The organism is Agrobacterium sp. SOY23 (assembly GCF_027212525.1).
In the GTDB taxonomy this organism is placed as follows: Bacteria; Pseudomonadota; Alphaproteobacteria; order Rhizobiales; family Rhizobiaceae; genus Agrobacterium; species Agrobacterium tumefaciens_I.
The window spans coordinates 251,450-263,690 of sequence record NZ_JAPWDT010000006.1; the positions used below are offsets into that span (position 1 = coordinate 251,450).

Sequence of the window (12,241 nt, forward strand, 5' to 3'; positions counted from 1 at the left end):
TTACCGGCTGCACGCTTCAATCCACCTGACGAAAGTCAATATTATCCTTAAATATTATTTAACAATGCAATCATAATATTTGCGAATAATTTTCATTGAAAACATTCATTTCATCGGAGGACTGCGCGTGACTATTCTTGATCGTGGTGCCAATGCTGTGGCGGTTCTCGCCGCGCTTTCCAAATCCCAGGCCATTATAGAATTCGACCTTTCCGGAAAGATTCTGACGGCCAACGAAAATTTCTGTCGCGCGCTCGGTTACGAGCTTTCGGAAATCGTCGGCCGGCACCACAGCATGTTCGTCGAGCCCGCGGTCGTGTCCTCGCAGGATTACAGGGCCTTCTGGTCCAAGCTTTCGTCCGGCCAGTTCGATCAGCGGCAATATAAGCGCATTGGCAAGGGCGGCCGCGAAGTCTGGATCGAGGCTTCCTATAATCCGGTGTTTCGCCGCGGCAAGCCGGTGAAAGTGGTCAAGATCGCCACCGATATCACCGAGCGCAAGCTGAAGGCGGCGGAAGATGCGGACAAGATCGACGCGCTGTCGCGGGCGCAGGCCATCATCGAATTCTCTCCGAATGGCGATGTCCTGACCGCCAACGACAATTTCCTGGCGGCGCTGGGGTATTCGCTTTCGGAAGTGCAGGGCAGGCATCATTCCATGTTCTGCGAGCCGGCCTATACGCAGTCGGTGCAATATAAGCAGTTCTGGGAAAGACTGTCGGGCGGCGATCTCGTGGCGGATGAATTCATGCGGCTCGGCAAGGGGGGCCGCAAGGTCTTCATTCAGGCGTCCTACAATCCCATCTTCGATCTGAACGGCAAGGTGTTCAAGGTCGTCAAATTCGCCACCGACGTGACCGGCCGCGTCGAGAATGTCGAGAAGCTGGCACAATGTCTCACCGATCTGGCCGAGGGCGATCTTGCTCAGAGCATCGACAAGCCTTTCATTCCGTCTCTCGAAAGATTGCGCACGGATTTCAATGCGGCTTCGGAAAAGCTGAAGAGGGCAATGACGCTGGTATCCGAAAATGCCGGCGCGATTTCTTCGGGCTCGAACGAGATACGCTCCGCCGCCGATGATCTGGCGAAACGCACGGAACAGCAGGCCGCCTCCATCGAGGAGACGGCGGCCGCGCTTGAGGAGATCACCACGGCGGTCAATGATTCCAGCCGTCGCGCTGAAGAGGCCGGCAAGATCGTCGCTCGCGCCCGCGATCATGCGGAGCATTCCGGCCAGGTGGTGCGCGATGCGATCGGCGCCATGGACCAGATCGAAAAATCCTCGCGCGAAATTTCGAACATCATCGGCGTGATCGACGAAATCGCCTTCCAGACCAATCTTCTGGCACTGAACGCCGGTGTGGAAGCAGCGCGTGCCGGTGAGGCGGGCAAGGGCTTTGCCGTCGTCGCGCAGGAGGTTCGTGAGCTGGCCCAGCGTTCGGCAACCGCCGCAAAGGAAATCAAGAGCCTGATCAATGCCTCGGGCGCGCAGGTGGAAAACGGTGTCGGCCTTGTCACCAGAGCCGGTTCGGCCCTGCAGGAGATCGCCGAGCAGGTGCGCGACATCAACACCAATGTCGTCGCTATCGTTGATGCCGCCCGTGAACAGTCCACGGCACTCGCCGAGATCAACCAGGCGGTCAACACCGTCGATCAGGGCACGCAGCAGAATGCGGCGATGGTGGAAGAGCAGACCGCCGCAAGCCACAGCCTTGCGCGGGAAGCGGCGGCGCTGTTCGAACTTCTCGGGCAGTTCCGGTTCGAGGACGCGCCGCGATCAGCGTCGCCCGCCTCGCGGAGCCAATTCGAGCAGCAGGCAGCGCCTGTTAGTCCGCGCCATAGCGCATCCCGCCCGCTTGCGGCACGCGGTTCGGCTGCGGTTGCTGTCAGCCACGAGGAGTGGCAGGACTTTTAAGGCAGGCTGAGTTGCCCTGAAGTCGGCAGTGAGGGCGCACATTCTCCTGACGTCATCCTCGGCCTCGTGCCGAGGATCCAATCACGTTGAATACATTCAATAGGTCGCAGATCCTCGGGACAGGCCCAAGGATGACGTCGGCTTGATTGGGTTGGGCCTTTTCGATGTTCGATACGTGATGACAAGCCCGAAAGCTCGTCATATCTTCCCGATTGACCGATAATCGGCACATTGCGTTTGGAATTTTCGGGGACGCTCGCTTGGCAGGGATATCGACAGGCCGCACGGCTCTTGCCTTTTGTTTGCTGGTCGCAGCCTCTGGCGCGGGGAAGGCCGAAGAGCCCGCCAAGGAAAAACCCGCCTGCGCCTATACCCACGATGTCGCGCCGGAGCTGTGCATCAATGCCGGCAGTTACAATAATGATCTCTGCCGCGCCATCGAGGTTCTGGCTGCCCGCCATGCTGTTCCGCCTGACTATTTCGCCCGGCTGATCTGGCGGGAAAGCCTGTTTCGGGCGAGTGCGATCAGCCCGAAGGGGGCGGAGGGCATTGCCCAGTTCATGCCGGGCACGGCGCGGTTGCGCGGTCTCGAAGACAGTTTCAACATCGTCGCCGCCCTTGAGGCCTCCTCTCGTTACCTGTCGGACCTGAACGTGCAGTTCGGTAATTTCGGTCTTGCCGCCGCGGCCTATAATGCCGGGGAGGCGGGCCTGCGGAACTTCATCGCCACCGGCCGCCTGCCGATGGAAACCCGCGACTATGTGTTTGCGATCACCGGCTACCCCGTGGAGACATGGAAGGACAATCCGCCGGAGAAGGCGGCGCCGGCACTGGATGACGGCCGTCCCTTCCACGATGCCTGCGTGCGTCTCGCCGATACCCGCACCATGAACGATCCCGTCCTCATTGCTTCGGCCGACTGGGCGGCCTGGGGCGTGCAGCTTGCCGCCCATTATAATCCGGCGGTGGCGAACCGGCTTTTCACCCGCGCGATCGTGCAGCTTTCGGAACCGCTGAATGCCGAGAGGGCGCTGATCGTGCGGCAGCGGGGCGGCAATTTCGGCTCGCGGCCACGTTATGCAGCCCGCATCGGCCGCGAGACCCGCGCCGAGGCCAACACGCTGTGCGGCGAAATCAGGCGGGCGGGTGTTCCCTGCACCGTGTTCCGCAACCGGTAAAACGGCGAGCGCCGGGCCGGTCTGTTTTCTCTTCGCCAGGGGCGATCATAACAAGTTGATCGGCTTTGCGGTCGTCCCATCTTTCGGGGCGGGGTGATCCTGCATAGATTTGCCGCGAATGCCGGCCGACAGGGGCCGGCGGCATATGTGGGGAATGATCTGGAAATGAAATGGTTTGAAACCGGATGTCTGGCGGCCGTTCTGGTTGTCGTTGCGGCGTGCACCAGCACCGGGGAGACGCAGATTTCCCGCACGGTCGCGGGTTTTGTAGGCCAACCGCGTGAGGCCGCAATCGCCAGGCTTGGCCGCCCGAACAAGGTCATCATCGAAAACGGCGAAACCGAATCCTACTGGCTGAAGGTCGATGTGGAGACCTATGCCGGGCTCAGCAACCGGCGCGAAGTCAAGACCGTGGACGGGCAGGCGCGGATTTCGGAAACCGAGGGCATGAAGATCAAGGAACATCGACGCGACTGCATCATCAAGATCACCGCGAATGCCGCCTCCACCATCAAGACAAGCGAGATCATCGGCAATCCGGCCAATTGCGAGGGCCTTCTCAATCGTCCGGCGTCCTGAGGCGGTCCGTCGCAACCGCCCCGGTTGCCGAATGCCTCAGAGCTCCATCTTGATGGTCAGCATATATTCGGTGCCCTTCGCCCGGTCGCGCGTGCGGGATACTTCCAGCGTGACCTTGTCCAGCTTGTGGCCGAGGCTTTCCTTGATCGTTCCGCCCGGCGTATCTTCGCGCCGGAACGAGGTGTTGCCGTAACCGACACCGATTTTGCGTGTGATGGCGTTTTCCGTATAGGTTCTTCCGAACATGGCGGAAGCCTGGCCGCTGCGCACCGTCGTCTCGAAACCGCGGGTTTCGATATCGCGATAGGCTGAGGCGGCAATCGAATTGTCCGAACTGCTATAGCTGCCGCCCGCACTTATTTTGGCGAGGCGATGGCCATCGTGCTCGAGAGAGAAATTGCCATCGGCTGAAGGTCCGTAACGACCGCCGCTCATGCTGTCCTTATAGGTGAAGCGGAAACGGCCGCTGCGCGCATCGACCTGATAATTATAGGAGGCGTCGCCGCTGCGGATCTGAATGCCCGGTGCCGGCTCGCTGCCGAGGATCGGCGAAACCTTGTCGGCGAACTGGAACAGCGGTTTCGTGACCTGATCGAACTCCGACTTCGACAATTGCACCGGCTTGCCATCCGGGTCGAACTTTCCGACCGCCAGGCAGGGGCGCTGGTTGATGATGCTCTTCAGGGCAAAGACCGTGCAATTGTCGCTGGTCGTGCCGGCAATGGCGGCATGCACGGAATTGCGCAGGGTGTAACTGCCGCAGCAGGAGAAAGCTTCATTGTCCACGCTCGCATCGCGAGTATAACCCGTGAAGACAATGCCGCTTGCGCCGTTGGCCAGGCCCACATTGGCAAAATGCGGACCGCTTTGCAGCGGAAAGAGCTTCAACTGGCCCTGGTCGGCAAGCGTTTTCGGGTTGGAAGGTGATGGAAGCGGCATTCTTCTTCTCTCCTGAAACACGGGGACGGTGTTTTTTACCATCGTAAATTGAAGCTGCAACCCTCAACTGTACCCCGTGAAATATCCCCTTTCTGTGGATGAGGGTGCGCGCTGTTGTTCCTGTGAGCCTCTGCGCATATGTTGGAGTACTGAATCTCGATTTCCGGGCAAGGCGGACAGGCGCATAATGACCTCCCAGTTGGATTTTTTCGCTTCCGCCACAGCGCGGCTTCCTCAGGCTGAAAGGGGGCGAAAGTCGGCTGGTCGCGAGGCTGCGCCCAAGATCGGCTTGGATGATGAGGCGCTCGCCGCCCATCTTGAAGCGACCGGCAATTATCGCGTTTTGCGCAGGCTGCAGCCACGCCCGGTGGTCGACCGGCCAAGACCGGAATTTTCCCGCCGGGGCGTGATCCTCGATACGGAAACGACGGGGCTCAACCATCGCACCGACGAAATCATAGAAATCGGCGTCATAACCTTCACATTCGACGATCAGGGTGTGATCGGCGATGTGACCGGCGTCTATGGCGGGTTGCGGCAGCCGGCCATCACCATTCCGGAAGAAATCACCCGCCTGACGGGGATAACCGATGAGATGGTTGCGGGGCAGGCGATAGACATGGCCCGGCTGACCCCTCTGATCGCCGGGGCCGATCTGATCATCGCCCATAATGCTGGCTTCGACCGTCCCTTTTGCGAGGCCTTCTCGCCGATCTTCCACGACAAGGCCTGGGCCTGTTCCGTTTCGGAAATAGACTGGCGGGCGCGTGGCTTCGAGGGCAACAAGCTTGGCTACCTGATCGGGCAATCCGGCTATTTCCATGACGGCCACCGCGCTGTCGATGACTGTTTCGCGCTGCTGGAGGTGCTGGAACAGACACGCCCCGGCCACGAGGGCACGCCTTTTGCGGAGCTTTACGAAGCGAGCCGGCGGTCAAGGGTGCGCATTTATGCGGAAAACAGCCCGTTCGATATGAAGGATCATCTGAAAAAACGGGCTTACCGCTGGTCGGACGGTTCCGACGGTCGGCCGAAATCCTGGTGGGTGGAACTGCCGGAAGAGAAGCTCGAAGAGGAACTGCATTTCCTGCGGACCGAAATTTACCGTTGGGATGCCGATCCGATGGTCAAACATCTCACGGCCTTTGACCGGTTCAAGGCCGGTTAAACCGCGCCTGTCTCCGGGTTTTCAGATTGCATACAATTTCTGCAATGAATCGAAAACAATCGCTGCAAATTTGAGCAGGGTCGTGTCCGCACCCACGGAACTCTGAAAAATCTCCTTTTGCATCAATGGCAAAGCCATCTGGCACGGCTCCTGCATGACAAAGACGTCGCAGGAGAGTGTTTATGAGCAAAGCCGCAGCAATCGACATCGCGTCCGTATCCAAGATCTACGGCAATACCACAGCCGTGCATGCGATCAGCCTCAAGATACCGGCTGGAAGCTATTGCTGCCTGCTTGGCCCCTCGGGCTGCGGCAAGACCTCGACATTGCGGATGATTGCCGGCCACGAAAGCATTTCCAGCGGCGATATCAGGCTCGGCAATGTGGTGGTCACCGATCTGCCGCCGGCCCGGCGCGGCACGGCGATGATGTTCCAGTCCTATGCGCTTTTTCCGCATCTCGATCTCGTCGACAATGTCGCCTTCAGCCTCAAGATGAAAGGCGCGGACAAGGAGAGCCGGAGGGCCAAGGCGCTCGAGATGCTGCGGCTGATGCAGCTCGAACCCTATGCCAGCCGCCGCCCGGCCCAGCTTTCCGGTGGGCAGCAACAGCGCGTGGCGCTGGCGCGCGCACTCATCACCGATCCCGAGGCGCTGCTGCTGGACGAGCCGCTTTCGGCGCTGGACCCCTTCCTCAAGATCCGCATGCGCGCCGAGCTGAAGAAGCTGCAGACCTCGCTCGGCATCACCTTCGTGCACGTCACCCATAGCCAGGAAGAGGCGATGGCGCTCGCTGATATCATCGTCGTCATGAATGACGGCCGCATCGAGCAGGCGGCCACGCCGCGCGAGGTTTTCGAGCGCCCGGCAACCGCTTTCGTTGCCCGTTTCATGGGCGATCATAACGTCATTTCCGGCCGTTATCGGGAAAAGGCAGGCGATCTTGTGACACTCGAAGTGGCGGGCGGCGGCACATTTATCGCCGATGGAATGGCCCCGGATGACGGCGCGGTGGATATCGCGGTCCGCACCGACCGGGTGCGCGTCGGCGAAGCGGAGCAGCCGGGCCTCGGTTTCACCGGCATCGTCTCGAATGTCGAATATCGCGGCGCAAGCGTGAAAATGGCCGTCACCGGCGCCGGCATCGAGGATTTCAACGTCATCCTCAGCGATGCCGCCTTCTTCGAGAACCCGGTCAGGACCGGCGACGCCATACCGCTTTCATGGAATGCGGCCGATGCCATCGTGCTCGGCCGGGTAGAGAAGTGACCCAAAAATAACCAGAGGAGAACTTTGAAATGACCGATACCATCAACAGCAAGAAGGGCCTGTCCCGCCGCGGCCTTCTGAAGGCGGGCGCGGCTGCGACGGGTGCGGCGATCGGCTCCGGCCTCATCACCGGCTTCCCGACCATCTGGGCGCAGAACCCCATCACCATCCGCCAGTTCGGCACCGGCGTGTCGAACCTCAATGCCATTGCCGAAAAGTGCAAGGCCGATCTCGGCATCACGCTCGAGATGACAGCGACGGATTCGGATGCGGCGGCTCAACGCGCCGTCACCCAGCCGAATTCCTACGACATCGCCGATATCGAATACTGGATCCTGAAGAAGGTCTATCCCGCCGGCGTCATCCAGCCAATGGAAATCAAGAAGCTCAAGTATTACGACAAGATCGTGCCGCTGTTCAAAAACGGCAAGCTGAAGCCGGACAGCGTCGTGGCGCAGGGCACCGCGCCGCACACGGTCGGTTTCGTTGAAAAGCCGGGTGACAAGACCTTCGCCAAGGGTGAGACCGATTATTTCACCATGGTTCCCACCATCTATAATGCCGACACCCTCGGCATCCGCCCCGATCTCGTCGGCCGCGATATTACCAGCTGGGCCGATATCATGGACCCGAAGTTCAAGGGCAAGACCTCGATCCTCAACATCCCCTCCATCGGTATCATGGATGCGGCGATGATCATGGAAGCCATGGGCAACATCAAATATGCCGACAAGGGCAACATGACCAAGGAAGAGATCGACAAGACCATCGATTTCCTCATCAAGGCGAAGAAGGATGGCCAGTTCCGCGCCTTCTGGAAGAGCTTCGACGAGAGCGTCAACCTCATGGCCTCGGGTGAAGTCATCATCCAGTCCATGTGGTCGCCGGCAGTTGCCGCGGTCCGCTCCAAGGGCATTGCCTGCAAATACCAGCCGCTGAAGGAAGGCTACCGCTCCTGGGGCGGCGGTCTCGGCCTTGCCAAGCACCTCTCGGGCGCGAAGCTCGACGCGGCCTATGAATATATCAACTGGTACACTTCCGGCTGGGTCGGTGCCTACCTCAACCGTCAGGGTTATTATTCCGCCGCCATGGAAACGGCGAAGGAACACATGTCCGCCGACGAATGGGGTTACTGGGTGGAAGGCAAGCCCGCGCAGGACGATATCATCGCGCCCGATGGCAAGGTCATGGAAAAGGCCGGTGCCGTGCGCGACGGCGGCTCCTTCGAGGAGCGCATGGGCAAGGTCGCCTGCTGGAACTCGGTGATGGACGAAGACCGCTACATGGTCCGCCGCTGGAACGAATTCATCGCCGCTTAGTACCCGAAACAGACAGGATCGGCGGCGTTGGCTGCCGATCTTGACAGCAACAGAGCCTCTAAACTCTCCGTCATCCTCGGGCTTGACCCGAGGATCTAACGTCCCACCACATCAAACGTGGTTGGATCCTCGGGACAAGCCCGCGGATGACGTCGCGTTTGATGAGAGCTTTGCCTGACACACTAGCCGGTGCGAAAGCTGCCGGTACTTCCACAAATCCAGCGAAAGGCTCCCCATGGTGACGGTTAGGCTCATCGGCGTCAGCGAGAAGAAGGATAGGCCGGCGCGCAGCTTCGCGCTGCCGCAGAAGCTTGTGTCCTATGTGCAGGCCCTGCCGCTTTTCCTCATCCTCGGCTTTTTCCTGCTGTTGCCGATCCTCATGATCGCCGTGGTCAGCTTCTGGGATTACGACTTCGCCCAGATGTATCCCGATTTCGTCACCTTCAATTATCTGGAGACGCTCGGCTCGTGGGTCACCTGGCAGACCTATCTCAACACGCTGAAATATGCCGCCATGGTCTGGGCCATCACGCTGTTCTGCGGTTTCTGGGTCGCCTATTTCCTTGCCTTCCACATTCGCACCACCACCATGCAGATGGTGCTGTTCCTCGTCTGCACCGTGCCTTTCCTGACGTCGAACATCATCCGCATGATCTCATGGATTCCGGTTCTCGGGCGAAACGGCCTCGTTAACAGCGCGCTGGTTGGCACCGGCATCATTCCCGAGCCGATTGAATGGCTGCTCTATTCGGATTTCGCCGTGGTGCTGGCCATGGTGCATCTTTATACGCTGTTCATGGTGACGCCGATCTTCAACACGCTGATGCGCATCGACAAATCGCTGATCGAGGCGGCGCGGGACGCCGGCGCGACGGGATGGCAGACGCTCGCCAATGTCATCATTCCGCTTGCCAAGCCCGGCATGGCCATCGGCAGCATTTTCGTCGTGACGCTGGTCATGGCGGATTTCTCCACGGTTCAGGTCATGTCCGGCGGCCAGAGTGCCTCGGTGGCGCTGATGATGAAGAACCAGATGTCGCTGCTGCAATATCCGGCCGCCGCTGCGAATGCCGTCATCCTGCTCATCCTCGTTCTTCTGATGGTCGCGGGCATTCTGCGTATCGTCGATATCCGCAAGGAGCTTTGATCCCATGCATCAGGAAAAACGCGGCCGCGAATTTTACGTCCTCGCCTTCTTTTTCGCCCTCTTCGTGCTGTTTCTCTATGGCCCGCTATCGGCCATCCTCATCCTTGCCTTTCAGGGGCCGAATGGTGGCCTGACCTTCCCGCTGAACGGCGTGTCCCTGCACTGGTTCGGCAATCTCTTCGAACAGCAGGCGGTCGGCGATTTCGGCGGCTCCTTCCGACGCTCCTTCGGCCTCGGGCTGATGGTCATGGCCGTCACCGTCTTGGTTTCGCTTCTGGCAGGTCTTGCCTTCCGGCGCAAATTCATCGGCGCGACACCGCTGTTTTACCTGTCGGTCGCCAGCCTGGTGGTGCCGTCGATCATTATTTCGCTTGGTATTGGTGTTCTTTTCCAACAGCTTGGGCTTGAACCTTCATGGTATACATCAGCTTTCGGCGCGCATCTCACCTGGACGTTGCCTTTCGGTGTGCTCATCATGTTCGCCGTCTTCAACCGCTTCTCGCCTTCCTATGAAGAGGCGGCGCGCGATCTTGGCGCTTCCTCTTGGCAGACCTTCGCCCATGTGGTGCTGCCGATGATCGCGCCGAGCCTGATCGGTGTCGGCCTGTTCGGTTTCACGCTTTCTTACGACGAATTCGCCCGTACACTGATGACCGCCGGCACCTACAACACGCTGCCGCTGGAAATCTACGGCATGACCACCAATGTCACGACACCGGTGCTTTATGCGCTTGGGGCTGTTACAACCCTGTTTTCCTTCCTGGTGATTGCGGCCACGCTTGGCCTGATCGTTATGCTCAATCGCCGCCATTCACGCGGATAAAGAAACGTCAAATGCGCATTCTCGTCATCAATCCCAACACCACGCAATCCATGACAGCAACGATCGCCGACGCCGCGACACGCGCAGCCGGCCACGATACGGAAATTCTCGCCGTCACCTCTTCCATGGGGCCCGTCTCCATCGAAGGTTATTACGACGAGGCTTTTGCCGTGCCCGGCCTGCTCATGGAACTCGCCAAGGCCCCGGCAGTGGGTGCGGATGCCGCTGTCATTGCCTGTTTCGACGATACCGGGCTCGATGCCGCCCGCGCTCTGGCCGACGTCCCCGTCATTGGCATCTGCGAGGCGGCGGTCTCGGCCACCGCCTTCATCGCGCAGAAATTTACCATCGTCACGACGATGGAACGCTCGCGGCTGCCGCTCGAACATCTCGTTCATCGTTATGGCATGTCAGCCCGCTGCAACGTGCGCGCCGCCGATATTCCGGTCCTGTCGCTGGAAGATCCCGCTTCGAATGCCCGCGACAGGCTGCGGCAGGAGATCGCGCTCGCCCTGAAGCAGGACCGGGCGGAGGCTATCGTTCTCGGCTGCGCCGGCATGGCAGACCTTACCGCCGAGCTGCGCGCCGAATTCGGTGTGCCGGTGATCGATGGTGTCGCAGCCGCCGTCAAACAGGCGGAATCGCTGGTGTCCATGGGGCTTTCGACGGCCAAGCGCGGTGCCTATGCCACACCGATCAACAAGCCCTATCGTGGATTGCTGGAGGCGTTCCAGCCGGAGAGGCTCTCCGGGACGTCGGTGGACGGTGGAGATCGTGAGGTTTTGGCGATCTCCATCCATAAGACGACGAATGCCAGCTGATAGGCCAGATCGCGCTGCACATCCTGTAATGTCGGGTCGCTCGGAATTATTCGCGATCCGTCTCGCCTCAAAATGTCTAACCGCTCGGCCCTGGCCACTATGGCGGTGACATGGGCGCGGCTGATCCCATAGGAGCGCGCAGCCGCCTTGCGGGAAAATTCGAAACCCGTGGCATCGGCCCCGCCTGTTCTGGCGGCGAACAGCAGATCCAGCAGCAATGGAAAACCGGGCGCATGTCCCAGGAACATCCGCATTTCCTCCGATGGCAGAGGTAGCTCCCCTGCGTGCCGCAGGAACCAGCCCACGCCATCGATAAGTGTCTGGATCGCTGCTTCCTCCGGTTCCGTTGCCGGGGAGATTTGCCATGGCGAGGCCGCAAGAAGATAGGTCCTGGCAAACGTCTCGACTGCGGCAATCAGCCAGCTGCTCAATGACCATGGCCGCTCGCGATTGTCGCCGCGCGGCGGGTGTCGCTGCGCGGCATTTTCCAGTTCCAGCCAGTCGATCAATGCGCGTGTCCTGCGGCTGGATACCCAACCGGACGGCACGGTGACGGCCTGAACGGCCGCCAGCGTGAATTGCCCGTCCGGCACCGATGCAAGGCCGACGGCGCACATGACTGTGGCGAATGCGCCGAAATCGCCGAGTGCGCGGACAAGGCGCTGTTCCTGCTTGAAGACGGCCGGGATGTGCGCGCAAAGCTGAATGACAGCATCGCCAAAGGCGTCGTCTTTCAGGATTCGGTCCGCAAGCGGGCCCAGCCTCTCTCGAAGCATGTCCGGCGTGGGCCGGACAGGGTCCCTTTTCGGGAGCTTCTTTGGATCCTGGGCGCCTGCTTTTCCGGATACCTTTCTCCCTTGGCTTCCTGGTCTTCGCTACTTTATGGCGAAGTCCAAGGCATGAGCTATGCTGGCTGGGGGTGACCGCCGAAGGCGCGGGCATGGCAGCCGAAAGGTTCCGGTTCGGAAGATGCGTGCAATTTGTTGCACTCCCCCATCGCCCTGTTGAGGGGTATTAAAAAACACTCTCATAAATTGAGTATTAAGGGGTGCGTTAAAATATGTGCCCTTTTGAAACGGTTTGC

Annotated in this window: 11 protein-coding genes; 9 read left to right on the forward strand and 2 right to left on the reverse strand. The window is 59.9% G+C overall.

Annotation, left to right across the window (positions count from 1 at the left end):
- Nucleotides 1–127 precede the first annotated feature (127 nt).
- From O3S81_RS18585 to O3S81_RS18595, 3 genes are all read left to right on the forward strand, one after another.
- Complete coding sequence (locus O3S81_RS18585) at nucleotides 128–1,915, forward strand: methyl-accepting chemotaxis protein (protein ID WP_269345565.1); 1,788 nt, start codon at nucleotides 128–130, stop codon at nucleotides 1,913–1,915.
- A gap of 260 nt (nucleotides 1,916–2,175) precedes the next feature.
- Complete coding sequence (locus tag O3S81_RS18590; RefSeq protein ID WP_269345567.1) at nucleotides 2,176–3,093, forward strand: lytic transglycosylase domain-containing protein; 918 nt, start codon at nucleotides 2,176–2,178, stop codon at nucleotides 3,091–3,093.
- Between the two features lie 165 nt (nucleotides 3,094–3,258).
- Entirely contained in the window at nucleotides 3,259–3,672 is a 414-nt protein-coding gene (locus O3S81_RS18595; RefSeq protein WP_269345569.1) for a hypothetical protein, read from the forward strand.
- A gap of 36 nt (nucleotides 3,673–3,708) precedes the next feature.
- Here the strand turns inward: O3S81_RS18595 and O3S81_RS18600 are convergent, their stop codons facing one another.
- Nucleotides 3,709–4,611, reverse strand: a complete 903-nt coding sequence (locus O3S81_RS18600; RefSeq protein WP_269345571.1) for a hypothetical protein — start codon at nucleotides 4,609–4,611, stop codon at nucleotides 3,709–3,711.
- A gap of 187 nt (nucleotides 4,612–4,798) precedes the next feature.
- Between O3S81_RS18600 and O3S81_RS18605 the strand changes: the two genes are divergently transcribed.
- The 6 genes from O3S81_RS18605 (at nucleotide 4,799) to O3S81_RS18630 (ending at nucleotide 11,157) form a co-directional block, all read left to right on the forward strand.
- Nucleotides 4,799–5,779 carry a 3'-5' exonuclease gene (locus tag O3S81_RS18605; RefSeq protein WP_269345573.1) on the forward strand — a complete coding sequence of 327 codons (981 nt, stop codon included), beginning with the start codon at nucleotides 4,799–4,801 and terminating at the stop codon, nucleotides 5,777–5,779.
- Nucleotides 5,780–5,961: 182 nt separating this feature from the next.
- Nucleotides 5,962–7,047 (forward strand): ABC transporter ATP-binding protein, encoded by a 1,086-nt coding sequence (locus O3S81_RS18610; protein WP_269345575.1) that lies wholly within the window; start codon nucleotides 5,962–5,964, stop codon nucleotides 7,045–7,047.
- 29 nt (nucleotides 7,048–7,076) lie between these two features.
- Nucleotides 7,077–8,366, forward strand: a complete 1,290-nt coding sequence (locus tag O3S81_RS18615) for an ABC transporter substrate-binding protein (RefSeq protein WP_269345577.1) — start codon at nucleotides 7,077–7,079, stop codon at nucleotides 8,364–8,366.
- 235 nt (nucleotides 8,367–8,601) lie between these two features.
- The gene (locus tag O3S81_RS18620; RefSeq protein WP_269345580.1) at nucleotides 8,602–9,513 is read left to right on the forward strand and encodes an ABC transporter permease; all 912 of its coding nucleotides are present in this window, start codon (nucleotides 8,602–8,604) and stop codon (nucleotides 9,511–9,513) included.
- A 4-nt stretch (nucleotides 9,514–9,517) separates the two neighbouring features.
- A complete protein-coding gene (locus O3S81_RS18625) occupies nucleotides 9,518–10,336 on the forward strand; it encodes an ABC transporter permease (protein WP_269345581.1) in 819 nt (272 codons plus the stop codon).
- A gap of 11 nt (nucleotides 10,337–10,347) precedes the next feature.
- Nucleotides 10,348–11,157, forward strand: coding sequence for an aspartate/glutamate racemase family protein (locus tag O3S81_RS18630; RefSeq protein WP_269345583.1), 810 nt, complete (start codon nucleotides 10,348–10,350; stop codon nucleotides 11,155–11,157).
- On the opposite strand, the gene O3S81_RS18635 is transcribed toward O3S81_RS18630, so the two are convergent.
- Nucleotides 11,043–11,933, reverse strand: coding sequence for a hypothetical protein (locus tag O3S81_RS18635; protein WP_269345585.1), 891 nt, complete (start codon nucleotides 11,931–11,933; stop codon nucleotides 11,043–11,045). The two genes, O3S81_RS18630 and O3S81_RS18635, sit on opposite strands and share 115 nt — an antisense overlap.
- Between the last annotated feature and the right edge of the window lie 308 nt (nucleotides 11,934–12,241).